This is a genomic window from Pseudomonas sp. UBA6315 (assembly GCF_002438125.1).
GTDB lineage: Bacteria > Pseudomonadota > Gammaproteobacteria > Pseudomonadales > Pseudomonadaceae > Aquipseudomonas > Aquipseudomonas faucium.
In genome coordinates this window covers 1-24299 of sequence record NZ_DJTF01000065.1, presented here as the reverse complement: position 1 = coordinate 24299, position 24299 = coordinate 1, and the positions used below count along the sequence as shown (strand labels likewise).

The window sequence follows — 24299 nt, the reverse complement described above, 5'->3', positions numbered from 1 at the left end:
CAGTGAGATGTCTGTGGGAGCGGGCTTGTCCCGCGAAGAAGCCACCGCAAAACTCAGGCAATCGGCCGTTCGTGCTTGACACCCCACCCTTCGACCTCGCCGCCGTAGGGTGAAACGACCTGCTCGAAGCGCTCCTCGAAGTCACCGATGCCGCCATAGGTGGCATACATGACCTTGCTCAGTTCCAGGTGCCACGCGCCGTCGTCGCGCTCATGCACCTGGGCATTGAGCGACTCGCCACGAAACTGCCCAGCCGCCCGGCGCGCGTTGGCCTCGTCGGGAAATACCGCGTAGAACTCGATGGGATGGATGCGGGTGAAATCGAAACCGCCAGCTTTCATCTGGCGCAGGACATTGCTGCTGATATCGTCGTTCTGGCTGCTGCTCATGAATCGTCCTCCCGAATAAAGCGATGGATAGACTTTCCGTGCACTACGCACCTGCCGAAACGGCCGGCAGATCGAGCTGATGCAAGACGCGAACTGAATAGGTGTGGCCCCGCAGAAAAGGCCTACACCTCCCACCAGCGTAGTGCCTGGCACGGCACCACGCCAACCTGCGGGTCAGGATGCTGCTTTGATACTGGTGATGATCACGCCGTTCTGCTCCTTGAGCCAGCGTGCCGTGGGGGATGGGGCGCGGTCCTGGAAGTCGTTGAGGTCCAGCTCATCCATGACCGGAAACAGATGCGAACGAATGGCGCGGGCCGCCTCTTCCTCGCTGGGGCACAGTTCCCCGTGCATCACCAACGTGGTCGGCTCGCCTTTCTGGTCGGCAAAGATGACTTCCCACTCTTTCATCGAATAGCCCTCAAGCAGAGAACATCGGAGTTGATGCCTGTAATTGCTTGACCGTGGGCCGAGGGGATTTGTTCAGTCCACTCGGCCCTGGCACAGATGAAATCGCTGTTACTTTGGCGTGCCGTGAACGACACCGGCGGTGTTGTCCAGCAAGCTCTTGGTCGCGGTCTGGATGTACGCTTCGAGCTTCTTGAGCATTTCCGGCTGGTCCGGGCTCTCGATCAGTTCGGCCTTGAACTCGCGGCCCAGCTGGTAGCGGTACATGCGCGGGCTCATGTCCTTGGACTCGATGAGGATGCGGTCACCCTGCACCAGGCCGACGATCTGCTCGCTGCCCGACGGTTTGATCATGCCCACGCCCTGGTCGCCCTCAGGCAGGTTGAGCAGGTCGCGGCCCCAGCACTGTTGGCGCGTCTCGCCACCGAGGCGGCCCATGATGGTCGGCACGATGTCGACCTGGGTACCGACGGTGTGGTTGACCGCGCCGAACTTCTCCTGGATGCCCGGAGCGATCAGCAACAGCGGCACGTTGAAGCGGCCCAGGTCCAGCTCGGTGACCTGCTGCTGGTTGCCGAAGCCGTGGTCGCCGACGATGACGAACAGGGTGTCCTTGAAGTACGGCTCCTTGCGCGCCTTCTCGAAGAACTGGCCCAGCGCCCAGTCGGAGTAGCGCATGGCGGTCAGGTGCTCGTCCAGGCGGCCCTGGCCGGTCACCGGCTCCACCGGCAGGTCTTTTGGCAGCGCATACGGGGTGTGGTTGGACAGCGTCTGCAGCAGCGCGTAGATCGGCTTTTTACCGTCGTGCTTGGCCAGCTCCTCGTTGCCGCGGTCGAACATGTCCTGGTCGGACACGCCCCAGGTCGGGTCGGAGAACACCGGGTTGACGAAGTCGTTACGGCCGATGAAGGTGGTCATGCCCTGGTTGCCGAAGAAACCGGACTGGTTGTCCCAGGCGAAGTCGCCGTTGTAGACGTACACATCGTCGTAGTCACGGGCGCTGAGCAGGGCCGGCAGGCCAGACAGCTTGTGGCCACCCTCCGGGGTCTGCATCAGGTATTCGAAGCCTGGCAAGTTGGGGAAGCAGGCCATGGTGGCGAACATGCCCTGGTGGGTATGGGTGCCGTTGGAGAAGAAGCGGTCGAACAGCAGACCCTCCTTCGCCAGCTTGTCGAAGTACGGGGTGATGTTGTTCGGGCTGCCCAGGGCACCGACCGAATGGCCGGCGAAGCTTTCCATCAAGATCACCACGACGTTCTTGATCGGCAGGGTGCGCTCGGCCGGCGGCACGAAGTCACGGCGCACTGCAGCCTCGTCGGCATCGACCAGGGTGTCGTAAGGGGTCAGCAAGTGCTCGCGCACGGTCTGGGTAGCCAGTTTCTGCTCCAGCACCGGCTTCCAGATATTGGCGCGGTCTTCGCCGAAGCGGCTCTTGGCGGCGTCGATCAGGGTCAGGGTGCCGTTCAGGCCCAGCTGGTTGACGAAGTTGGAGTCGGTGGTGAAGGCATCACCCCAGCGCATGGGCGGGCCCTGGCGCAGGGTGCCACGGGCGGCGACCACGGCCACCAGCAAAATCACCATGAACACCGCCAGGCGGTTGTACCAGGGCGCCACGCGCTGCTGGCCATTGCCCCGGGTCAGGCGGTCGATGCCCTTGAACAGCAGGCTCAGCAGCCAGGTGCCGAACAGCCAGGCTAGGATGTAGCGAACCACCGGGAAGCCGTACCAGAGCATGCTCAGCACGGTTTTCGGGTCTTCCTTGATGTACTGGAAGACCAGGCCGTTGAGGCGCTGGTGGAACTCGCGGTAGAAGTCCATCTCCATCAGGCCGAGGAACATCACCACGCTCGAGGAGAGCGTCAGCCAGAAGCGGAACAGGCCACGCTGGGCCATCGCCCAGGGGCTGAGCATCGCCAGCAACAGCGGGATGCTCAGGTACACCACCACACGCAGGTCGAAGCGCAGGCCGTTGAAGAAGCCTTCGGCGACTGTCGAGTAGGGGGTGTCGCCAATCATGTCGCTGTTGTAGACCAGCAGCGCCAGGCGTACCAGGCTGAGCATCACCATGATTACCAGGCCGCTGAGCAGCGTGTAGGCCAGGTGCGATTTCAAGGTCGGCGTGAAAGATCGCGCGCCCTGTTGCTTCAAGGCATCCGTGTTAGCCATGAATGTGGAAGTCCTAGGATTGCGGGTTGCGGAGATGGCGCTGGCTATACCAACGCAGCATTGTGCGGGTGCGGATTCTGTTTAAACCAATGTGAAAATTTTGTCACGGCTCTGTTGCTGTTTTTGTCTGCGGCGGCCCTGTCACGGGCACGCCGCTGTGCTCAGATGCGCACATCGCCCCTGGGCCCGGCAATCGCCCAGATCACTAGCCCGATCACCGGCAGCAAGGCGATCAGCAGAATCCACAGCACCTTGACGCCTATCTCGCGGTTACTCTTGATCACATTGAGAATTGCCCAGATATCCAGGGCCAGGATGATCAGGCCAACCAGGCCATTGAATGTCGAACCCATGTCGGTCACTCCCTTTGAACGTTCACGAGGCTGAGCATAGTCAGCTATCAGGGCGATAGAAGGGAATCCTTGGCCGCCTGCGCCGGTCACTGGATAGACTGCTTGTATCCATCAGTTCGAGGTGCCCATGCCCCCTGCCCACACCCAAAGCGCCGCCCCTGCCTCATTGTTCAGTGCCTGGCGGCAACAGGTGATCAACACCCCCTGGCTCAGCGCTGGCCTGGGCGTGAGCCTGCTGGCGGTGATCGTGCTGCTGGCGGCCAGCTTCTGGAATGCGATCAATGGCGACCATGCCGACAACCTGCACCTGGCGCTGCTGGGGGGCCTTTCCGGGTTCGGCGCCACGGCGCTGGGCGCGGTGCTGGCGGTGGTGCTGCGCGACGTCAGCACCCGCAGCCAGGATGTGATGCTCGGCTTTGCCGCCGGCATGATGCTGGCAGCCAGCTCTTTCTCGTTGATTCTGCCGGGCCTGGATGCCGCCCGTGAAATCACCGGCAACGGCCCGGCGGCTGCCTTTACCGTGGTGCTGGGCATGGGCCTTGGCGTGCTGCTGATGCTCGGCCTGGACCGCTTCACCCCCCATGAACACGAGAGCACCGGCCCCTGCGGCCCCGAGGCGGAGCGCATCAGCCGGGTGTGGCTGTTCGTGCTGGCGATCACCTTGCACAACCTGCCCGAGGGCATGGCGATTGGCGTGAGCTTCGCCAATGGCGACATGAACATCGGCCTGCCGTTGACCAGCGCCATCGCCATCCAGGACATCCCCGAGGGCCTGGCCGTGGCCCTGGCTTTGCGCGCTACGGGGCTGTCGAACTTCAAGGCGGCGCTGGTGGCGATTGGTTCGGGGCTGATGGAGCCGCTGGGGGCGGTGATCGGCCTGGGCATCTCCACCGGCTTTGCCCTGGCCTACCCGATCAGCATGGGGCTGGCGGCGGGGGCGATGATCTTCGTGGTGTCCCACGAGGTGATTCCCGAAACCCATCGCAATGGGCACCAGACCTCGGCGACTCTGGGATTGATGGGCGGGTTTGCGGTGATGATGTTTCTGGATACCGCGCTGGGTTGAGGTTCTGGGTTGGGCATTGCGGCCCTATCGCCGGCAAGCCGGCTCCCACAGGTACTGCACAGCTGTTTCCTGTGGGAGCCGGCTTGCCGGCGATAGGGCCAGTGCAATCACCCCATCCACTCAAACGTGAACGGCAACCTTCAACGCCTCCAAGGCCGGCTCCACCTTGATTCCCACCGCAGCGCCCAACTCCAGCACCCGCGCCAGGTCGTGCTGGCCCACCATCACCATCTGCAGCTCGTCATCGAGCAACTGGCTGAAGTTGAGCAGCACATAGCCGCCCGCCTCCTTGTTCAGCGCCCCCATCTGCACCTGGATGCGGTTGAGCGCGGTCAGCGGCTCGGTACGCGCCAGCTGCTTGGGCTTGAGGGTGAACGGCACGCTCTTGTCGAACGAGTCGCTGATGTGCTGGAACAGCTCCTGGTAGCTGTCGGCCTGGAACACCACGGTATCCGGCAGGCTGCCGAGCACCACCCATTCGCCCAGCGGGATCGGGAAGCTGTCGTCGTAATTGATGTCGGGGTTGGCAGCCAGGAAGGCGGCCGGGTCGGCGTAGGCCTGGGCGGCCTCGTCGGCGATGCGCTCGATGTCTTCATCGCGCATGCAGCCGGCAGCGATGAGTTGGATGAATTCGAGCAACTGGTTTTTCATGAACGGGGGCCTGCGACGGGTGAAAAGTCGCCAAGGATAGCCGCAAACGCCCCCGAACGGTTAGTCGGCCAGCGCTTGCAAGCGCGCCGCAGCCTCCACCGCGCCCATGGTCTGCGCCGCCATCAGCGCGGTGACGCCACGGGCATCCTGGTGCGCCGGGTCGGCGCCTTGGGCCAGCAGGTACTCGAGGATGTCGCCGCGGTTGAACATGGCCGCCAGCATCAGCGCCGTGCGCCCGTCCTGGGCGGCGGCGTCCACCGGCACGCCGTGCTCGAGCAGCACGCGGATCATCGCCAGGTCACCTTTGAACGCAGCGCCGGCAATCGGCAGCTGGCCATTGTCGTTGGCGATCAGCGGATCGGCGCCATGGGCCAGCAATACCTGCACCGCGTCATGATGGCCGTGATAGCTGGCCAGCATCAGCAGCGTGTCACCCTTGTGGTTGCGCAGGTTGGCTGGCAGGCCGCTGGCCAACAGCCGCTCGAGCATCGCGGCATCGCCCTGGCGGGCGCGTTCGAACACCTGCTCGGCAAAGGCTGCGGTTTCGTCATCGGTCATGACGGCGGGGGCGAGTTGATCGGACATCTGGAACCTCCTGGCAGAAAAGATTGCCCAAGTGTTTGTCAGGCAAGGCCAAGGGGTCAAAGGTTCAGAATCTATGGGGCCGATAGGGATGGCCGGGCTCGTGCAAAATGCACTGTGCAAAATGCACGACCATGCAGCCTGCACGATGTCGCCCTAGAAAAAACGCCTTAAGCCACTGAATTTAAAGGAATTTTTCAAAGAGACTTTTCTGGCACGGTCACTGCAACAATCAGCTCACGTCTGCCCATCTAACAGTCAGGAGTTGATATGGACCTCATCCAGGAAAAGTTCGTCTCGGTGTTCTCGGCCTACCAGGTCGCCACCCAGCCTCGCCCCGATGGTGGCATCCTGCTGACCCTTCGCGCCGCTGACGGCAAAGTGACCCGCCGTGTGCTGACCTACGCGCAAATGCACAGTGCCGAGCAGCTGTCCTGGGCCATCAGCGCCATTCGCCGCGACCTGGCTGAACAGGCCAGCGAACTGCCCGTCATTTCGATGCTGCAGAGTCAGCAGCGGTTTGCTCTGCCGACTTATCGATAAGGTTTGTCTGTACCGGTCTCTCGCGGCTGAATCCGCGCCTGCACACGGTTGCTGCATTGCCCATAGGGATGGCGGGGCACCGTTGTTGCAGGAGCGGATTGATCCGCGACGAGGCCGGGTCAGACACTACAGCTCATCGATCCCAAGAAACGCCCGCGCCGTTTCATCCCCGGTAAACCGCGGCTCCCCACCCTGCTCGCTGGCAAACAGCCGCAGCGCCACGCAGAACGGGTTATCCCCCAACTCCACCCAGCGCCGGGTCTTGGCCGGCACCACCAGCTGGTCGCCCTTCTCGCACAGCACCGCATACACGTTGTCACCCAGGCGCATGCCGACCTGGGCACGGCCGCTCACCACCGCGAACACCTCCTCGGCGTCATGCACATGTTCATCACGAAGGTCGGCCTGCGCCGGCTGCGCGCCATCGCGATCCAGCACGCGGTAGGCCATGCTGCCGTGCGCGGTCATCAGCTGGTCGAGCAACTCGCGGCACTCGCCCAGCACCGCCTGCTCACCGGCGCCCGGGCGCACGCGCAGCGCCAGTGGCTGGTGGGCAAAACGCACGCCCTGTTCGGCCAGCGTCGCGGCGATGTCGTCGTGGTGGGTCAGCACCTTGTTCGGCAAGTCTGGGCTAGAGGGGTGGAATACACAGAGGATGCTCATCAGCGGCGTGTCCTGGTCGAGTTCAAACGAGTGGCAATGATAACGGCTGCCGCCAGTGCTGCGGCGCTGGCCATACCAAAGGTGAAGGTCGGCCCCAGCCATTTCCAGCTATAGCCCGAATACAGCGCGCCCAACGCACCGCCGGTGCCCGACAGCGCGGCGTACAGGGCCTGGCCCTGGCCTTGCTGGCGCGGGCCGAAACTGGCCTGCACGAAGGCGATCGAGGCCGCGTGGAAGCAGCCGAAGGTCGCCGCATGCAACACCTGGGCAAAAATCAGCACTGCAGGCTCAGCCGCCAGGTTGCCCAAAAGCAGCCAGCGCAAGGCCGCCAGCAGGAAGCTCACCAGCAACACCTGCTGGATGCTGAAGCGCGCGAAGATCCGGCTCATGGCCATGAACATCAGCACTTCGGCCACCACCCCCAGCGCCCACAGCAGGCCGATGGCGCCGCGGCTGTAGCCCAGGTGTTCCAGGTGCAGGGTGAGGAAGGTGTAGTAAGGCCCGTGGCTGAGCTGCATCAGCGCTACGCAGGCATAGAAGGCGACCACCCCAGGCGCCATCAGTTGGGCCAGGAAGCCGCCCGCCCCCGGGCGCTCGCCCTGCTCCGCCGGCCGGGCGTTGGGCACCCACAGGCTGGCGGCGACGATGCCGGCCATGATCGTCACCAGGGCGACCGGGTAGATGTCCAGGCTCAGCCATTCGAACAACCGCCCCAGGCCCACCACGGTGAGGATGAAACCGATCGAGCCCCACAGCCGCACCTGGCTGTAGCGCGAGGTCTGGCCATGCAGGTGGGCCAGGGTGATGACTTCGAACTGCGGCAGCACCGCGTGCCAGAAGAACGCATGCAGGGCCATCACCAGCGCCAGCCAGGCGTAGCTCTTGCCGAAGAAGATCAGCGAGAAGGTGGCCAGGGTCGACAACGCGCCCAGGCGCACGATCAGCAGGCGCTGGCCCGTGCGATCGCCCAGCCAGCCCCAGAGGTTGGGGGCGATGCAGCGCATCAGCATGGGGATCGCCACCAGCTCGCCGATGCGTGCCGGGGAGAAGCCTAAGTGGTCGAAGTACAGGGCCAGGAATGGGGCCGTCGAGCCCAGCAGGGCGAAGTAGAAAAGGTAGAAGCTGGACAGGCGCCAGTAGGGGATTGGAGTCATCGGAACTCAGTGTGAAGGGTTGTTGCCTGTACCGGCCCTATCGCCGGCGAGCCGGCTCCCACAGGGTATCCCATGGATTTCAGGGGATGCTGTGGGAGCCGGCTTGCCGACGACAGGGCCGGCAAAAGCGAATCAGAGCTGGCCCAATACCGGAGTAGCGACCTTCACCTCGGCATTCTGCCCGCGGTGACGCAGCAGGTGATCCATCAGCACGATGGCCATCATCGCCTCGGCGATCGGCGTGGCGCGGATGCCCACGCACGGGTCATGGCGGCCTTTGGTGATCACCTCGACCGGGTTGCCGTCGACATCGATGGAGCGCCCCGGCACGGTGATGCTGGAAGTCGGCTTCAGCGCCAGGTGGGCGACGATCGGCTGGCCGGAGCTGATCCCGCCGAGAATGCCGCCGGCGTTGTTGCTGAGAAAGCCCTGCGGGGTCATCTCGTCACGGTGCTCGGTGCCGCGCTGGGCAACGCTGGCGAAGCCGGCGCCGATTTCCACGCCCTTGACCGCGTTGATGCTCATCAGCGCATGGGCAAGCTCGGCGTCGAGGCGATCGAAGATCGGCTCGCCCAGGCCCGGCATCACGCCTTCGGCGACCACGGTGATCTTCGCCCCGACCGAGTCCTGGTCACGGCGCAGCTGGTCCATGTAGGCCTCCAGCTCCGGCACCTTGTCCGGGTCGGGGCAGAAGAAGGCGTTGTTTTCCACCGATTCCCAGCCCTTGAACGGGATTTCGATCGGGCCCAGCTGGCTCATGTAGCCGCGCACCTGGATGCCCTGGGTGGCCAGGTACTTCTTGGCGATGGCGCCGGCGGCCACGCGCATGGCGGTTTCGCGCGCCGAACTGCGGCCACCGCCGCGGTAGTCGCGGGTGCCGTACTTGTGGTGGTAGGTGTAGTCGGCGTGGGCCGGGCGGAACAGGTCCTTGATCGCCGAGTAGTCCTTGGACTTCTGGTCGGTGTTGCGGATCAGCAGGCCGATCGAGCAGCCGGTGGTACGGCCTTCGAACACCCCGGAAAGGATCTCCACTTCGTCGGCTTCCTGGCGCTGGGTGGTGTGCCGGCTGGTGCCGGGCTTGCGCCGGTCGAGGTCGTGTTGCAGGTCGGCGAGGGAAATCTCCAGGCCCGGGGGGCAGCCATCGACAATGGCGACCAACGCCGGGCCATGGCTTTCGCCTGCGGTGGTGACAGTGAACAGCTTGCCGTAGGTATTGCCGGACATGGACGCTCCGCGAATCTGCCTGAATGTGAACGAGAGCGGCAGTATACAGATGGATGGGCCGTCCGTGGCATCCCGGCTGGCGAACCTTCCCGCAAAGACGGGGTCAAACTGCCATCTCCTCATGTAGTACCCCATGATGTCGCGCCTCGTTGCCCTGTTCTTCGTGTTCTGCGCAAGCCTTGCCCAGGCCGCCTCCCCCACCGTGCTGCAACGGCCGATCGACCTGGACACCGGCCAGGGCGTGCTGCACGGCAGCCTGCTGCTGCCGCAACAGGCCACGCCGCCGCCGGTGGTGCTGATCATCGCCGGCTCCGGCCCCACCGACCGCGATGGCAACAACCCGGCCTCGGGGCGCATCGACAACCTCAAGCGCCTGGCCCTGCTGCTGGCCAACGAACACATCGCCAGCGTGCGCTTCGACAAGCGCGGCGTGGCCGCCAGCCAGCCGGCCACGCCCGACGAGCGCGACCTCAGCGTCGAGCGCTACGTTGCCGATGTGGTCGCCTGGAGCCACAAGCTCAAGGCCGACCCACGCTTCGGCCAGCTGATCCTGCTGGGCCACAGCGAAGGTGCGCTGATTGCGAGCCTGGCCGCCGAACAGGCCGGCGCCAGCGCGGTGATCACCCTGGCCGGCAGCGGCCGGCCGATGGCCGATGTGGTGCGCGAGCAGTTGGCGCGGCGCCTGCCGCCGGCGCAACTGGCCCGCAGCAGCGCCCTGCTCGACCGCCTGCAGGCCGGGCAGACCAGCCTGGACGTGCCCGCGCCCCTGCGCCAGGTGTTCCGCCCCAGCGTGCAGCCCTACCTGATCACCCTGTTCCGCCAGGACCCGGCGCAAGCCTTCGCTCGCCTGCCCATGCCCGCCCTGATCGTGCAGGGCCGCAACGATGTGCAGGTGGACGTGCTCGACGCCGAACGCCTCAAGGCGGCCAAGCCGGACGCCCAGCTGGTGCTGATCGACGGCATGAACCACATGCTGCGCATCAGCCCCAAGGAAATGCGCCTGCAGCGCGACAGCTACCTCAACCCGGAACTGCCCCTGGCGCGCGAGCTCGGTGAGCGCGTGGTGACATTCATTCATCAGCTGCCATCGGCCTGAGGAGATCGCCGCACAATGGCCTCAGGTCCTGGGCGATACGGCCGATAAGCTCGGTATTGGCCTGTATCCGAGAACACCCTGATGACCGATGCCCCCGCTGCCGTAGAGCCGGCCGAAGAGCCGCAAGCCCCGGAAAGCGCCCCGCTGCCCTGGGCCGACCTTGCCGTCGAACACTTCCAGCTGCTGCGCCTGGCGCCGCTGCCCACCGACCGCAACAGCGGCGCGCGGCCGCTGCGTTTCGTCGAGTTCGGCCACGCCGAGCGCCACGACAAGGCCCACAGCCTGCTGCGCATGGAGATCCGCCTGCCCGGGCAGAAGGTGCGCAAGGAGCAGAACCAGCTGGATGTGCGCGTCGACCATGCCGAGCGGCTGGTGCGCATCGGCAGCGACAGCGGCCTGCAACTGGAGCCGCTGAACCGTGGCCTTGGGCGTTTCATGATGGGCCAGGCGGTGCAATGGCTGCAGCGCCGGTGGCCGAACTACCAGGTCGAAGGGATGGCGCTGCCGAACAAGGATGCGCTGAACGAAGACACCCGCCTGCGCCGCGACCGCTTCCTCGGCGCCACCGGTATCGAGGTGGAATACGCCGACCCGCAGCACCTCAAGGGCCGCACGGTGGAGGCTACCGTCAGCCAGTTGAAGAATGGCTGGAATACCGAGAAGGTGCAGCGCGTGGACATGCTGGAAGCCGCCGGGATGCTGCAGCAGGCCGAGCAGCAGTTGCTGGAGAAGGAAGCGCAGCTGCGCGAGCGCGATGAGCGGGTGACCAAGTACCGGCGCGAGGACAGTGGGCTGCGCTTTACCATCACCTGCCTGGTGGCGTTCGCGGTGTTTCAGGCGGGGTTGTTGATCTGGATTGCTACGCGTTAGGACTTGGGGGCCGCTCTGCGGCCCTTTCGCGACACAAGGCCGCTCCTACAGGGACGGCGTTCATGTGTAGGAGCGGCCTTGTGTCGCGAAAGGGCTGCAAAGCAGCCCCAACCGATCAGACCCGAGCCTTGAACAGCTCCTGATGCTGCCTGCACTGCTCGGCAGTGAGCATGAACACCCCATGCCCGCCCCGCTCGAATTCCAGCCAGGCAAAGTCCACTTCGGGGTACAGCGCCTCGACGTGCACCTGGCTGTTGCCCACCTCGACGATCAGCAAACCCTTCTCGCTCAGGTGCTCGGCGGCCTCGGCGAGCATCCGCCGCACCAGGTCCAGGCCGTCGTTGCCGCAGGCCAGGCCCATCTCCGGCTCGTGGTGATACTCCGCCGGCATGTCGCCGAAGTCCTCGGCATCCACGTAGGGCGGGTTCGACAGGATCAGGTCGAAACGTTGCCCCGGCAGGCCGTCGAAGCCATCGCCCTGCACGGTGTACACGCGCGCTTCCAGGCCATGGCGCTCGATGTTCTGGTTGGCCACTTCGAGCGCTTCGAAGGACAGGTCGGCCAGCACCACTTCAGCCTCGGGGAACACTTCTGCAGCAACGATGCCGATGCAGCCGGAGCCGGTGCACAGGTCGAGGATGCGCGCAGGCTCGGCGGCCAGCCACGGCTCGAAGCGCTTCTCGATCAGCTCGCCGATCGGCGAACGGGGCACCAGCACGCGCTCGTCGACGATGAACGACATACCGCAGAACCACGCCTCACCCAGCAGGTAGGCGGTGGGCACGCGCTCTTCGATGCGGCGCTTGAGCAGGTGCTGCAGGCGTACCCGCTCATCGTCCTCGAGCTGGCAATCGAGGTAGGCGTCGGCCACCTCCCACGGCAGGTGCACGGCACCGAGCACCAGCAGGCGCGCTTCGTCCCAGGCATTGTCGGCACCGTGGCCGAAAAACAGCTCGTGCTCATGGAAGCGGCTGACCGCCCAGCGGATATGGTCGCGCAACGTGCGCAGACGAGATGTGATCACGGGGTACTCCTATTCAGACCGGACAAAAGTCTAACAGCCCTACCCGCACATTTGTTGCCGCGGATCGCCCCGCAGCTAGCCACAGGCCAGTAACCACGCCGCTTGCGATGTCAACCATTCCCATTGACGCCAAGGCAAGGGAGAATAGGTATACAAAAGCCCTACCCAAGGAGCCCTTGATGTCCGTTCCAACCACGATGTTCCGCCTCACTGGCCGCGACTACCCGCCGGCCAAGCTGAGCCAAGCCAGCCTGATCATCATCGATGCGCAAAAAGAGTACCTCAGTGGCCCTCTCGCGCTGTCGGGCATGGACGAGGCCGTGGCCAACATCGCCAGGTTGCTCGACGCCGCCCGCAAGGCTGGCCGCCCGATCATCCATGTACGCCACCTCGGTACCGTAGGCGGGCGTTTCGACCCGCAAGGCCCGGCCGGCGAGTTCATCCCGGGCCTCGAGCCGCGCGAGGGTGAAATCGTCATCGAAAAACGCATGCCCAACGCTTTCAAGAACACCAAGCTGCACGAGACCCTGCAGGCCCTGGGGCACCTGGACCTGATCGTCTGCGGTTTCATGAGCCATTCCAGCGTCAGCACCACCGTGCGCCGAGCCAAGGACTATGGTTATCGTTGCACCCTGGTGGAAGATGCCTCGGCCACCCGCGACCTGGCGCTCAAGGACCGCGTGATTCCGGCTGCGCAGATCCACGAATGTGAAATGGCCGTGATGGCCGACAACTTTGCCTGTGTCGCGCCTACCGCCAGCCTGATCTGACCGCCCGGCAGCCAGGCGGAACCCGAACGCAGGCGACCGGTCCAATTCCGGATGTCCACAGAGGAAATCGGAATGAAGCTAAAAGGCAGTTTCGACGCCAAGCGCCTGCGCCCACGGCAACCGCGTAACTGGGGTGCGCGCCTGGCGGCTGGCTTGTCGGCCCTGCTTGCCACGCTCGGCGTACTGCTGGCCATGGCCGGCTTCGCCGGGCTGCTTGGCAACTACTCGGCGCTGGCCGAACTCAATGCCAACCGGCCGCTGGCCGCGGTGATCACCGTGGCCGGGTTGCTGTTGCTGTATCTCGGCGTGCGGTTCTGGCGGCGCAGCCGTATTCGCTTGCGTCGGGGGCGGGAGCTGAACCTGTCGCCGCACCTGATGAAAAAGCACGACTGAACAGTTTCTCAGGCCCTATCGCCGGCAAGCCGGCTCCCACAGGTGTGTGGCCAAGCCTGTGGGAGCCGGCTTGCCGGCGATAGGGCCGCTACTGACGCCACCAGGCTGATGGCGTAAACTACGCCGCCCACGTGGAGGCAGCATGCAAGACGACGATTTTTCCCTGTTCAGCGCCGAGGTGCGCGGCGTCAAGCCGATCAAGCACGACCGCGCCGATATCGGCAAACCCAAGGCCGACCGCAAGCAGCTGGCCGGCCTGCGCCAGGCCGCGACCGTGCGCAGTGACCAGCCGCTGGTGATCGACGGGCTGTCCGACCAGTTCGTCATCGACGTCGGCGCCGAAGACGAGCTGATGTGGCGCCGCGACGGCGTGCAGGAAACCCAGATCCGCAAGCTCAAGCTGGGCCAGATCGCCTTCGAAGGCAGCCTCGACCTGCACGGCATGAGCGTGGAAAAAGCCCGCGAAACCCTGTGGGACTTCATCGCCGAAGCCACCAAGCTGGAAGTGCGCTGCGTGCGCGTGACCCACGGCAAGGCGGCGCGCCTGGACGGCAAGCGGCCAATGATCAAGAGCCACGTCAACACCTGGCTGCGCCAGCACCCGCAAGTGCTCGGCTTCACCTCCTGCCAGGCCCGCCACGGCGGCACCGGGGCGGTGTATGTAATGCTCAAGCGAACCATGATGGAAGGCCGCGACGAGTAACGCCACGCTTGCAGCGTAGGCTTTGCCGCCGTAACCTTCGTTTTTGCGATTTTTTCCCACAGGTAGATCCATGTCCCTGGAACAGAACTATACCGAGATCCTCAGCCAAATCGGCGAGGACGTCTCCCGTGAGGGCCTGCTCGACACGCCCAAGCGGGCTGCAAAGGCCATGAAGTACCTTTGCCGCGGTTATGAGCAGACGCTGGAAGAAGTCACCAACGGCGCCCTGTTCACCTCCGATAACAGCGAGATGGTGCTGGTCCGGGACATCGAGCTGTACTCGATGTGCGAACACCACATGCTGCCCTTCATCGGCAAGGCCCACGTGGCCTACCTGCCCAAGGGCAAGGTGCTGGGCCTGTCCAAGGTCGCGCGGATCGTCGACATGTACGCCCGCCGCCTGCAGATCCAGGAAAACCTCAGCCGCCAGATCGCCGAGGCGGTACAGCAGGTCACCGGCGCCGCCGGCGTGGCCGTGGTCATCGAAGCCAAGCACATGTGCATGATGATGCGCGGTGTCGAGAAGCAGAATTCGACCATGCTCACCTCGGTGATGCTCGGCGAGTTCCGCGAAAATGCCGCCACCCGCAGCGAGTTCCTCAGCCTGATCAAGTGATCGGCGCGTGACCCGAGCCGGCCCTGTGGGGTCGGCTTTTTCATTTCAGGAGTTGCTACATGATCGTCAAAGCCTTGCGGGTCGGCCTCGGCCAGCTCATCGTGTTCGGCGACTGGATCAGCCGCCCGGCCAAGCGCAAGCGCGATGCCGCGGCCCAGGCGCAGGTCGAGCAGCAGGCCAAGGGCCTTGCGCTGTACCAGTTCCATGCCTGCCCGTTCTGCGTCAAGACCCGCCGCACGCTGCACCGGCTGAACGTGCCGGTGGCGCTGCGCGATGCGAAGAACGATGAAGTGCACCGCCAGGCGCTGCTCGAAGGCGGTGGACGGGTGAAAGTGCCTTGCCTGCGTATCGAGGAGGCAGGCCAGGTGACCTGGATGTACGAGTCCAAGGCCATCATTGCCTACCTGGACGAGCGCTTCGCCTGATCGATAAAGCGCGTAGGCCCTATCGCCGGCAAGCCGGCTCCCACAGGCAGCCCACAAAGTTCGAGCATTGTGGGCTACCGGTGGGAGCCGGCTTGCCGGCGATAGGGCCAGTAAAGCCTCAGTCGACCATCGGCACATGCCGAGGATGCGCGGCCACCCGCTCCAGCCAGGCTCGCACCGCCGGGTAATCGGCCAGCTCGAAGCCACCCTGATGGGCCACATGGGTGTACGCATACAGCGCCACGTCGGCAATCGAGTACTGGTCACCGACCAGGTACGGCGTCATCTGCAACTGCCGCTCCATCACCCGCAGCGCCTTGTAGCCACCCTTGTGCAGCTTGCGGTATTCCTCCACACGCTCGTCCGGCAGGCCCAGGTAGAACTGGATGAACCGCGCCACGGCAATGTACGGCTCATGGCTGTACTGCTCGAAGAACTGCCACTGCAGCACCTGGGTGCGCAAGCGCGGCTCGCTGGGCAGGAACTCGCTGCCGTCGGCCAGGAAGTTGAGAATCGCGTTGGACTCCCACAGGCAGGTGCCATCCTCGAGCTGCAGCACCGGCACCTTGCCGTTGGGGTTCATGGCCAGGAATTCGGGCGTTTCGGTCTCGCCCTTGAGGATATCCACCGGGTGCCACTGATACGGCCGATCGAGCAGGCTCAGCATCAGCTTGACCTTGTAGCAGTTGCCCGACTGGTAGTCGCCATAGACCTTGTACATCGCCCCTCCCCTCCCATGCAGTTGCGCGTCAGGGCCCAATAGTTCGCGACTGTACGGCTAAAAGCAATGCCCGCTGTATGACAAGGGTCAAGCAGGCCCGCGTTAGTCTGAAAAAACTGCTTACACATGGACAAGGACCTCTCCCATGACCGATGCCACCTCCGCACGCCTGCGGCCCCTGGCAGACAGCTCCCCGTCGGCGGTGGTCGCCGGCTTCATCGCCATGCTCACCGGCTACACCAGCTCGCTGGTGCTGATGTTCCAGGCCGGCCAGGCGGCGGGCCTGACCAGCGCGCAAATCTCCTCCTGGATCTGGGCCCTGTCGATCGGCATGGCGGTGTGCAGCATCGGCCTGTCGCTGCGCTACCGCACGCCCATCACCATCGCCTGGTCGACACCGGGCGCGGCGCTGCTGATCACCAGCCTGGGCGGGGTCAGCTACCCCGAAGCGATCGGCGCCTACATCACCTGTGCGGTGCTGGTGCTCATCTGCGGCCTGACCGGCAGCTTCGAGCGCCTGGTCAAACGCATCCCCGCCTCGCTGGCGTCAGCCTTGCTCGCCGGCATCCTGTTCAAGATCGGCAGCGAGATCTTCGTCGCCGCGCAACACCGCACGCTGCTGGTGCTGGGTATGTTCTTCAGCTACCTGCTGGTCAAGCGCCTGTCGCCCCGTTACTGCGTGCTGGCCGCGTTGCTGGTCGGCACTGCGTTGTCCGGTGCCCTGGGCCTGCTGGACTTCAGCGGTTTCAAGCTGGAGGTGGCCACCCCGGTGTGGACCACGCCGAGCTTCTCGCTGGCCGCCACCATCAGCATCGGCATTCCGCTGTTCGTGGTGGCCATGACCTCACAGAACATGCCCGGCGTGGCCGTGCTGCGCGCCGATGGCTACCAGGTGCCGGCCTCGCCGCTGATTTCGGCCACCGGCTTTGCCTCGCTGCTGCTGGCACCGTTCGGCTCGCATGGGGTCAACCTGGCGGCGATCAGTGCGGCCATCTGCACCGGGCCACATGCCCATGAAGACCCGAGCAAGCGCTACACCGCGGCGGTGTGGTGCGGGATCTTCTACGGCATTGCCGGGGTGTTCGGCGCCACGCTGGCGGCGTTGTTCGCGGCGCTGCCCAAGGAGCTGGTGCTGTCGATCGCGGCACTGGCGTTGTTCGGCTCGATCATGAACGGGCTGACCGTGGCCATGGGCGAGGCGCGCGAACGTGAGGCGGCGCTGATTACCTTCATGGTGACGGCGTCGGGGTTCACCTTGTTCTCGATCGGCTCGGCGTTCTGGGGGATCGTTGCCGGGGTGCTGACCTTGCTGATCCTGAGCCCGCGCAAGGGCTGAAGGTTTGTATCGCCTGTACCGGCCCTATCGCCGGCAAGCCGGCTCCCACATTGAGCATTGCGCGTTACCTGTGGGAGCCGGCTTGCCGGCGATAGGGCCAGGCATTCACAAACGGAAATGCCCCACCATCCCCTTCAAGTCACTGCCCAGCTGCGCCAACTCGACACTGGACTGGGCATTGCCCTGCATCGCCAGCGCCGCCTGATCGGCACTCTCGCGAATCTGCGTGACGCTGCGGCTGATCTCCTCGGCCACCGAACTCTGCTGCTCGGCCGCCGCCGCAATCTGCTGGTTCATCTGCTGGATCAACGACACCGCCCCGGCGATGCTGCCCAACGCACTTTCCGTATGCAGCGCATCGGCCACGGCCAGGCGCACCAGCTCGGTACTGCCGCGGATCTGCGCCACCGACTGCTGGGCGTTGCCGCGCAGGCTGGCGACCAGGCGCTCGATCTCCTCGGTCGATTGCCGGGTACGCCGGGCCAAGGCGCGCACCTCATCGGCCACCACCGCGAAGCCGCGCCCCTGCTCGCCCGCCCGCGCCGCCTCGATCGCGGCATTGAGCGCCAGCAGGTTGGTCTGCTCGGCCACGCTCTTGATCACTGCCAGCACATCGCCAATGGTATGGATCTCGGCGCTCAGGCTGTCGATGCCGACACTGGCGGTTTCCGCCGCCGCTGCCAGCTGCTCGATGCGCTGCATACTCTGGCGCACCACCTGCTGCCCGGAATCGACCTTGGCATCGGCAGCCTGGGCGGCCAGCGCCGCCTCTTCGGCATTGCGCGCCACATCGTGCACGGTGGCGGTCATCTGCTGCATGGCGGTGGCCACCTGCTCGGTTTCTTCCTTCTGGCTGCCCACTTCGCGGTTGGTCTGTTCGGTGACGGCCGAAAGCGCCTGGGCGCTGCCGGCCAATTGCTCGATGCCCTGCTGCAAGCCACTGACAATGCCCGACAACCCAGCGGCCATATGCTGCATGGCTTGCAGCAGCTGGCCGACTTCATCGTTGCGCGGCGCTTCCGGCTCCAGGCCCAGCTCACCGGCGGCAATGCGCTGGGCGCGGGCGATCACCCGCTTGAGCGGGCCGACCACCGCGCGGGTGATCAACCAGGCGGCCAGCACGCCCACCAGCAGCGCCAGGCCGGTGGCTGCCGCAATGGCCACGGCATTGCGCGCCAGCTCACCCTGCATCGCCTGTTCTTCGCCCACATAGGCCTGCTCGACCCGCCCGGTCACCTGCTCGGCGCTGGCCTGCAACTGCACCTTCAGGCCCTGCTCCTTGCCCAGCAGGTCGGTGTACTCGTTGAGCTTGTCGGAGAAGCTGGCGATGTGGCCGGCCACTTCGCCCAGCACGCCCTGGTAACCGGCATCGGCCACCGCCGCCTTGAGCTGCTCGACCAACGCCGCTGCCTCGAGCGTCTGGGCGATACGCCCTTGGCTGGCGTCCGCATCGCCCTTGCGGCTCTGCTCCAGGCGCACCCGGGCCTGGTCCATGGCCTGCAGCATCAGCCGCGGCACCTGCGACACCTGCGCCGATTGCTCGAGGAATTCACTGCCTTGCTGGCCCTGGGACTGCTTGAGGGTGTAAGCGCCATCGTCGGCCAACCCCGCCTGCATCACATCGAGGTTGTTGGCCACGCTGGACACCGACCAGCTGGCCATGTCCAGCGCCAGCTCCTTGGCCTGCACCACCTCGACGAAGGCGTCGAACGCCTGGCCATAGGCCGCAAGGTCCGCTTCGGCGGCCGCCAGCGCCGGCAAACCGCGGGCGCGTTCGCTCAGGTTGCGCAAGCCGCTGCGCAAGGCCTCGGCCTGCTCGCTGTCGGAGCGCAGGGCAAAAGCCTGCTCGTGCTGGCGCAGGCGCAGCAGGTCGGTGTTGAACTGGCCCAGCTCGCGCAGGCTGTCGAAGCGCTGGCCGACACTGTGCAAGGCCGCGATGCCGATACCCGCCACCGCCAGGGTCAGCAGCAACACCAGGGCAAAGCCCAGGCCCATCTTGCGGGCCATGCCCAGGTTGGCCAGAACACCGTGCCTGCTCGCCGCCATCGCCGATCCCCTTCACTTTGTCAGGTTTTCCCGAGGGCCAAGCGTGGCAACCTTGCCAGCCCACGCACAAGCGCTTGAGGTCACAATAGTGTCAAATGGCTATGTGCGTGTCGTTTTCAGCGTGCTGGAGGTCGCCCTGCGTGCTGAAGGAAGGCTTGGGCGCGCGAGTCCTGCCCATAGGCGACATTGATCCGCAGCCAGTCGCTGGGCTGGCCGTGGTAATCGAAGGCGCTGCCGGGGGTGAGCAGCACTGCCTGTTCGCCCGCCAGCCGCTCCAGGCTGGCGAAATCGCGCCCAGGCACCCGCGCCCAGACGAACATGCCGCCCAATGGCTCGCAGAACACCTCCCAGCCGTATTGCTCCAGTTGCCCCAGCAGCTTGGCCATGTGCTGCCCCAGGCGCAGGCGCAGACGCTGCACGCTCTTGCGGTAGCTGCCCGTGGCCAGCATCTGCCCCACCACCTGCTCGGCGAAGCGCGAAGTGCCGATGCCGGTGACCATCTTCAGCTCGGCCAGGCGCGCCAGCAGTGGCGGGTCGGCCACCAGGTAGCCGACGCGCAGCGAACTGCTCAAGGTCTTGGAAAAACTGCCCATGTAGATCACCCGCTGTTCACTGTCCAAGGTGGCCAGGCGAGTGGCCGGGCCTTCCTGGAAGTCGGCATAGATATCGTCCTCGACGATGCGCAGGTCGTGCTCGCGCGCCAGCTCCAGCAGTCGGTAGGCCACCTTGGGCGTGAGGCTGGTGCCGGTCGGGTTCTGGTACAGGCTGTTGATGAACAGGCAGCGCGGGCGGTGTTCGGCCAGCAGCCGTTCGAGCACTGCCAGGTCCGGGCCGACCGCCGTGCGCGGCACCGGCAGCATGTGCACCTGGTGCTGGCGCAACAGGTTGTAGAGGTTGTAGTAGCCGGGGTTTTCCACCAGCACCGTGTCGCCGGGGCGCAGCAGGGTGCGCACCAGCAGGTCCAGGGCATGGCTTGCGCCCTGGGTGGTGAGGATGCGTTCAGGCCCTGCGTTGATGTCCAGGCGCGCCAGGCGCTTGTGCAGTTGCAGGCGCAGGTTGGCCAGGCCCAGCGGCGGGCAATAGTCGAACAGCTCCTGGGCGTTGCCGCGGCTTACCTGGCGGATCGCCTGGGCCAGCTCGGCGTCCGCGCGCCAGGCGGTGGGCAGCCAGCCGCAGCCGAGCTTGAGCAGTTGCTCGTGGCCCTCACGGAACTGGCGCCAGCTGCCGTCCCCGGCTTCACCCCAGACCGGCAGGTCCTCCAGGGCCTGCCCCAGCTTGCGCTCGGCGACGAAAAAACCCGTGCCGTGGCGCGCCTCCAGCCAGCCGCCGGCGACCAGGCGATCGTAGGCTTCGATCACGCAGGAGGCGCTCACGGCCTGGGTGCGGGCCAGGGTGCGAATCGACGGCAGACGGGTGCCGGGGCGCAAGCGCTGCTGCTCGATCCAGGTTTGCAGGTGGTCAGTGAGTTGCTGCACCAGGGGGGTTTGGCTTTGGCGGTCGAGGGGCAAGTGCATGGCTTGAGTGTTCGGCTGTTTTGAGCGAACAGTTAAACATAAATGGGGGATGTGTGTGCCTTGCTGGGGGGGGTGGCCGGATAGCAAGGTGTCAGTACCGGCCCTATCGCGGGCAAGCCCGCTCCCACAGGTACACCACAGGATTGAAAAGCTGTGCAGTACCTGTGGGAGCGGGCTTGCCCCGCGAAAGGGCCGGCAAAGACAACCCCAAACCAGGATCAGCCCCATGCCCTCCAACCCTGCCCTGCTGGCCTTCGCCCTCTGCCTGATCACCCTGGCAGTGAACCTGCAGGCCCCGCTCTACATCACCTACGCCGACCTCTCTGGCCAAGGCGCCGGCGCCACCGCCGTGGCCTTCTCCGGCTATGTGCTGGGCGTGCTGCCCGTGCTGCTGGCCCTGGGGGGCCTGGCCGACCGGGTCGGGCGCCGGCCACTGGTGCTGGCGGCCCTGCTGCTGTCGATGCTCGCCACCCTGCTCATGCTGCTCGCCCCCAGCCTGCAGACCCTGGGCCTGGCGCGCCTGTGCCTGGGGCTCGGTACTGGCCTGGCCTCGGCCACCGCCACCGCTTACATGGGCGAGCTGATGGGTGCCGATAGCAGCGCCCGCGCTGCCAACTGGGTCACCGCCAGCACCTCGCTGGGCTTTGGCCTTGGCGCGGCGCTGACCAGCCTGTTTCTGCTGCGCGGCCCGAGCCTCACGCCCGGCAGCTTCCACCTGCAAATCATGCTCGCGGCCATTGCCCTGGTGCTGGTCTGGCGCCTGCCCGATCCCAGCCCCAAGCAACGCAGCGCCATGCTGCGCCTGCCCCTCTACCCGGCCGGCAGCGTGGTATATGGCCTGGCCATCCTGCTGGCCTGGGCGTGCGTGGGCCTGGTCATCGCCCTGCTTCCAGGCATCCTGCGCCAGCACGGCCTGAGTCACTGGTCGGGCTTTTCGACCTTCTGCGTGATCAGCTGCGGCCTGCTGTTCCAGCCGCTGGCGCGGCGCCTGGCCAATGCCAAGGCCACCCTGCTGGGCCTGGCCATCCTGCCGTGCAGCTACGCGCTGCTGGCCTGGGGCGCAGACCGCGGGCAACTGAGCGCCGTGCTGTTGGGCGCGGTGGCAGCGAGCAGCGCGTGCTACGGGTTCATCTACCTGGGCGGGCTGGCAGCGGTGAACCAGCTGGCCGGCCGCGAGAAGACCCGGGCCAGTGCCGGGTTCTTCCTGCTGGCCTACCTGGGCTTCAGCTTGCCGGTGATCTTCACCGGGGTGCTGAGTGACCGGCTGGGGTCGCGGGTGGCCCTGCTGGTGTTTGGCGCGGTGCTGGTGCTGGGGTGCGCCGCCGTTGCTGTCGCCTTGCTGTGGAGTGCCCGCGACAGCGCCCGCGCCGAGCCACTCAGATTGCAGTAGCGCCGCCGTCCACGGTCAGGCTGTGGCCGGTGGTGAACGCCGCCCCATCGCTGCACAGGTACAGCACCGCGCTGGCAATTTCCTCGACCTTGCCGATGCGCCCGACCGGGTGCATGGCGGCGGCGAACTCGGCCTTGCGCGGGTCGGCCTCGTAGGCGCGGCGGAACATGTCGGTATCGATCACCGCCGGGCACACGGTATTCACCCGGATGCCCTTCTTGGCATACTCGATGGCCGCCGACTTGGTCAGGCCGATCACCGCATGCTTGGAGGCGCTGTAGATGCTCATCTTCGGCGCCGCACCCAGCCCGGCCACCGAGGCGGTGTTGACGATTGCGCCGCCGCCTTGGGCCAGCAGCAGCGGCAGCTGGTACTTCATGCACAGCCACACGCCCTTGACGTTGACCCCCATGATGGCGTCGAACTCGGCTTCGCTGCCCTCGGCCAGGCGGCTCTGCTCGATCTCGATGCCGGCGTTGTTGTAGGCGTAGTCCAGGCGGCCGTAGGCCTGAATGGCCTGCTCATGCAAGTGGCGCACTTCGGCGTCCTTGGTCACATCACAGGCCACGAACAACGCCTGGCCGCCAGCCTCGCGAATCTGCGCCACCGTGGCCTCACCGCCCACAGGGTCCAGGTCGGCCACCACCACCTTCAGCCCCTCGCGGGCAAAGGCCAGTGCCGTGGCGCGGCCGATACCGGCCGCGCCGCCGGTGACCAGGGCTACCTGGCCGGAAAAGGTCATGCTCATCGTCTGCTCCTGTAGATATGCGGTTTTTGTAGGAGCGGCCTTGTGTCGCGAAAGGGCTGCGCAGCAGCACCAGCGGTTTTGCAGCGAATCAAGAAGCTGGGGCCGCTTCGCGCCCCTTTCGCGACACAAGGCCGCTCCTACAAGAGATAGCGCCGTAGCGGGCAGAGTCTAGTCAGCCCACCGCCTGGCTGGGCAGCATCATCAGGGCAACGGTTGGGCTACCATGCTTACCAGTGATTTTGCAGACCAATGAGCATCACCCGGTTAAATTGCCTTCTTGTACCCCTGCCCACAAGGACCCCGCCATGAGCCAGAGCAACCGCCGCTTCCTGCTAGCCAAACGCCCGGTCGGCGCCGTGCGCCGCGACGACTTCACCTTCGAGACGGTGCCCGCCCAGGCGCCGGGCGCGGGGCAGATCCAGGTGCGCAACCTGTACCTGTCGCTGGACCCGGCCATGCGCGGCTGGATGAACGAAGGCAAGTCGTACATCCCACCCGTGGCCCTCGGCGAGGTGATGCGCGCCCTGGGCGTGGGCGAAGTGGTGGCCTCCAACCACCCCGACTACAAGCCCGGCGACCACGTCAGCGGCGCCCTCGGCGTGCAGGACTACTTCACCGGCCAACCCCAGGGCCTGTACAAGATCGACCCCAGGCTTGCCCCGCTGCCGCGCTACCTCTCGGCCCTGGGCATGACCGGCATGACCGCCTACTTCGCCCTGCTCGAAGTTGGCCAGCCCAAGGCCGGCGATACCGTGGTCATCTCCGGTGCAGCCGGCGCGGTGGGCAGCATCGTTGGCCAGATCGCCAAGCTCAAGGGCTGCCACGTGGTCGGCATCGCCGGTGGCGCGCAGAAGTGCCAGTACCTCAAGGATGAGCTGGGCTTCGACGGCGTCATCGACTACAAGGCCGAGGACGTGCTCGCCGGCCTCAAGCGCGAATGCCCCAAGGGCGTGGACGTGTATTTCGACAACGTCGGAGGCGAGATCCTCGACGCGGTGCTCACCCGCATCAACTTCAAGGCCCGCATCGTCATCTGCGGGGCGATCAGCCAGTACAACAACAAGGAAGCGGTCAAAGGCCCGGCCAACTACCTGGCGCTGCTGGTGAACCGCGCGCGCATGGAAGGCTTCGTGGTCACCGACCATGCCAAGGAGTACGGCAAGGCGGCGCAGGAGATGGCCGGGTGGCTGGCCAGTGGCAAGGTCAAGAGCAAGGAAGATGTGGTGGAGGGGCTGGAGACGTTCCCGGAGACGCTGCTCAAGCTGTTCAGCGGGGAGAATTTCGGCAAGCTGGTGCTGAAGGTCTGAGTTTCAGGCACGCCTTGCCCGCCCTTTCGCAGGCAAGGCTCACCCAGATCTTGTAAGATCCCCCATCGCCACTGAAACCAGTGCCTGGGATTTGCAGAGAAACAACATGATCAAGATCACCCCAACCATCGAGTGCTCCAA

26 protein-coding genes and 1 pseudogene are annotated in these 24299 nt (G+C 65.5%); 12 read left to right on the top strand and 15 right to left on the bottom strand.

All coding sequences use genetic code 11. The annotated features are described in order from the left end of the window. Positions 1-53 precede the first annotated feature (53 nt). The 4 genes from B3E94_RS08175 to B3E94_RS08160 all read right to left on the bottom strand — a co-directional run bounded on the left by B3E94_RS08175 (position 54) and on the right by B3E94_RS08160 (position 3316). Positions 54-389 carry a ribonuclease E inhibitor RraB gene (locus B3E94_RS08175; RefSeq protein WP_176512029.1) on the bottom strand — a complete coding sequence of 112 codons (336 nt, stop codon included), beginning with the start codon at positions 387-389 and terminating at the stop codon, positions 54-56. Positions 390-563: 174 nt separating this feature from the next. Then, positions 564-800, bottom strand: a complete 237-nt coding sequence (locus B3E94_RS08170) for a hypothetical protein (RefSeq protein ID WP_176512028.1) — start codon at positions 798-800, stop codon at positions 564-566. Between the two features lie 108 nt (positions 801-908). Next, positions 909-2963, bottom strand: a complete 2055-nt coding sequence (locus B3E94_RS08165; RefSeq protein WP_286913034.1) for an LTA synthase family protein — start codon at positions 2961-2963, stop codon at positions 909-911. Positions 2964-3124: 161 nt separating this feature from the next. Continuing rightward, a complete protein-coding gene (locus B3E94_RS08160) occupies positions 3125-3316 on the bottom strand; it encodes a PLDc N-terminal domain-containing protein (protein ID WP_176512026.1) in 192 nt (63 codons plus the stop codon). 127 nt (positions 3317-3443) lie between these two features. Here B3E94_RS08160 and B3E94_RS08155 point away from each other — a divergent pair, with 127 nt between their 5' ends. Beyond that, positions 3444-4382 carry a ZIP family metal transporter gene (locus tag B3E94_RS08155; RefSeq protein WP_286913033.1) on the top strand — a complete coding sequence of 313 codons (939 nt, stop codon included), beginning with the start codon at positions 3444-3446 and terminating at the stop codon, positions 4380-4382. 120 nt (positions 4383-4502) lie between these two features. Here the strand turns inward: B3E94_RS08155 and B3E94_RS08150 are convergent, their stop codons facing one another. Together B3E94_RS08150 and B3E94_RS08145 are read right to left on the bottom strand one after the other, a co-directional pair. Then, entirely contained in the window at positions 4503-5033 is a 531-nt protein-coding gene (locus B3E94_RS08150) for a hypothetical protein (RefSeq protein ID WP_286913031.1), read from the bottom strand. Positions 5034-5093: 60 nt separating this feature from the next. Further along, positions 5094-5618: an ankyrin repeat domain-containing protein gene (locus tag B3E94_RS08145; protein WP_286913030.1), complete on the bottom strand. Its 525-nt coding sequence runs from the start codon at positions 5616-5618 to the stop codon at positions 5094-5096. Positions 5619-5885: 267 nt separating this feature from the next. Between B3E94_RS08145 and B3E94_RS08140 the strand changes: the two genes are divergently transcribed. Further along, entirely contained in the window at positions 5886-6158 is a 273-nt protein-coding gene (locus B3E94_RS08140; protein WP_176512022.1) for a DUF3509 domain-containing protein, read from the top strand. A 126-nt stretch (positions 6159-6284) separates the two neighbouring features. Here B3E94_RS08140 and B3E94_RS08135 read toward each other — a convergent pair whose 3' ends face one another. From B3E94_RS08135 to aroC, 3 genes are all read right to left on the bottom strand, one after another. Continuing rightward, positions 6285-6821: an oxidase gene (locus B3E94_RS08135; protein WP_286913029.1), complete on the bottom strand. Its 537-nt coding sequence runs from the start codon at positions 6819-6821 to the stop codon at positions 6285-6287. Then, positions 6821-7975, bottom strand: a complete 1155-nt coding sequence (locus B3E94_RS08130; RefSeq protein ID WP_286913027.1) for an MFS transporter — start codon at positions 7973-7975, stop codon at positions 6821-6823. The genes B3E94_RS08135 and B3E94_RS08130 overlap by 1 nt, the downstream gene beginning before the upstream one ends. A gap of 132 nt (positions 7976-8107) precedes the next feature. Then, positions 8108-9199, bottom strand: a complete 1092-nt coding sequence (gene aroC / locus B3E94_RS08125) for a chorismate synthase (protein WP_176512019.1) — start codon at positions 9197-9199, stop codon at positions 8108-8110. Between the two features lie 133 nt (positions 9200-9332). Between aroC and B3E94_RS08120 the strand changes: the two genes are divergently transcribed. Both B3E94_RS08120 and B3E94_RS08115 read left to right on the top strand, forming a co-directional pair. Beyond that, positions 9333-10295, top strand: a complete 963-nt coding sequence (locus tag B3E94_RS08120; RefSeq protein WP_286913026.1) for an alpha/beta hydrolase — start codon at positions 9333-9335, stop codon at positions 10293-10295. An 81-nt stretch (positions 10296-10376) separates the two neighbouring features. Continuing rightward, on the top strand, positions 10377-11165 hold the full coding sequence (locus tag B3E94_RS08115; RefSeq protein WP_286913025.1) for a hypothetical protein: 789 nt from the start codon (positions 10377-10379) through the stop codon (positions 11163-11165). Between the two features lie 115 nt (positions 11166-11280). Here the strand turns inward: B3E94_RS08115 and prmB are convergent, their stop codons facing one another. Next, positions 11281-12189, bottom strand: a complete 909-nt coding sequence (prmB, locus tag B3E94_RS08110; protein ID WP_176512016.1) for a 50S ribosomal protein L3 N(5)-glutamine methyltransferase — start codon at positions 12187-12189, stop codon at positions 11281-11283. Positions 12190-12368: 179 nt separating this feature from the next. Here prmB and B3E94_RS08105 point away from each other — a divergent pair, with 179 nt between their 5' ends. From B3E94_RS08105 to B3E94_RS08085, 5 genes are all read left to right on the top strand, one after another. Continuing rightward, on the top strand, positions 12369-12959 hold the full coding sequence (locus B3E94_RS08105) for a cysteine hydrolase family protein (RefSeq protein ID WP_176512015.1): 591 nt from the start codon (positions 12369-12371) through the stop codon (positions 12957-12959). A 72-nt stretch (positions 12960-13031) separates the two neighbouring features. After that, positions 13032-13352 carry a hypothetical protein gene (locus tag B3E94_RS08100; RefSeq protein ID WP_176512014.1) on the top strand — a complete coding sequence of 107 codons (321 nt, stop codon included), beginning with the start codon at positions 13032-13034 and terminating at the stop codon, positions 13350-13352. Between the two features lie 142 nt (positions 13353-13494). Next, complete coding sequence (locus B3E94_RS08095; protein WP_176512013.1) at positions 13495-14055, top strand: Smr/MutS family protein; 561 nt, start codon at positions 13495-13497, stop codon at positions 14053-14055. 70 nt (positions 14056-14125) lie between these two features. Beyond that, entirely contained in the window at positions 14126-14671 is a 546-nt protein-coding gene (gene folE / locus B3E94_RS08090) for a GTP cyclohydrolase I FolE (protein ID WP_008093613.1), read from the top strand. Positions 14672-14730: 59 nt separating this feature from the next. Then, positions 14731-15096 (top strand): glutaredoxin, encoded by a 366-nt coding sequence (locus tag B3E94_RS08085; protein WP_286913023.1) that lies wholly within the window; start codon positions 14731-14733, stop codon positions 15094-15096. Between the two features lie 118 nt (positions 15097-15214). Here the strand turns inward: B3E94_RS08085 and B3E94_RS08080 are convergent, their stop codons facing one another. Continuing rightward, positions 15215-15817 (bottom strand): glutathione S-transferase family protein, encoded by a 603-nt coding sequence (locus tag B3E94_RS08080; protein WP_236236141.1) that lies wholly within the window; start codon positions 15815-15817, stop codon positions 15215-15217. A gap of 145 nt (positions 15818-15962) precedes the next feature. Here B3E94_RS08080 and B3E94_RS08075 point away from each other — a divergent pair, with 145 nt between their 5' ends. Then, positions 15963-17153, top strand: coding sequence for a benzoate/H(+) symporter BenE family transporter (locus tag B3E94_RS08075; protein WP_176518171.1), 1191 nt, complete (start codon positions 15963-15965; stop codon positions 17151-17153). Positions 17154-17258: 105 nt separating this feature from the next. On the opposite strand, the gene B3E94_RS25520 is transcribed toward B3E94_RS08075, so the two are convergent. From B3E94_RS25520 to B3E94_RS08065, 3 genes and pseudogenes are all read right to left on the bottom strand, one after another. Then, on the bottom strand, positions 17259-17963 hold the full coding sequence (locus B3E94_RS25520; RefSeq protein WP_414708139.1) for a methyl-accepting chemotaxis protein: 705 nt from the start codon (positions 17961-17963) through the stop codon (positions 17259-17261). A gap of 204 nt (positions 17964-18167) precedes the next feature. After that, positions 18168-18344 (bottom strand): annotated as a pseudogene (locus B3E94_RS25515) (hypothetical protein); the annotation flags it as partial. Between the two features lie 971 nt (positions 18345-19315). Next, positions 19316-20713 carry a PLP-dependent aminotransferase family protein gene (locus B3E94_RS08065; protein ID WP_286913020.1) on the bottom strand — a complete coding sequence of 466 codons (1398 nt, stop codon included), beginning with the start codon at positions 20711-20713 and terminating at the stop codon, positions 19316-19318. Positions 20714-20939: 226 nt separating this feature from the next. Between B3E94_RS08065 and B3E94_RS08060 the strand changes: the two genes are divergently transcribed. Further along, positions 20940-22103, top strand: coding sequence for an MFS transporter (locus tag B3E94_RS08060; RefSeq protein WP_286913019.1), 1164 nt, complete (start codon positions 20940-20942; stop codon positions 22101-22103). Here B3E94_RS08060 and B3E94_RS08055 read toward each other — a convergent pair. Further along, the gene (locus B3E94_RS08055; protein ID WP_286913018.1) at positions 22090-22851 is read right to left on the bottom strand and encodes an SDR family oxidoreductase; all 762 of its coding nucleotides are present in this window, start codon (positions 22849-22851) and stop codon (positions 22090-22092) included. The two genes, B3E94_RS08060 and B3E94_RS08055, sit on opposite strands and share 14 nt — an antisense overlap. A 305-nt stretch (positions 22852-23156) precedes the next feature. Here B3E94_RS08055 and B3E94_RS08050 point away from each other — a divergent pair, with 305 nt between their 5' ends. Further along, complete coding sequence (locus tag B3E94_RS08050) at positions 23157-24158, top strand: NADP-dependent oxidoreductase (RefSeq protein WP_236236135.1); 1002 nt, start codon at positions 23157-23159, stop codon at positions 24156-24158. Positions 24159-24299 lie beyond the last annotated feature (141 nt).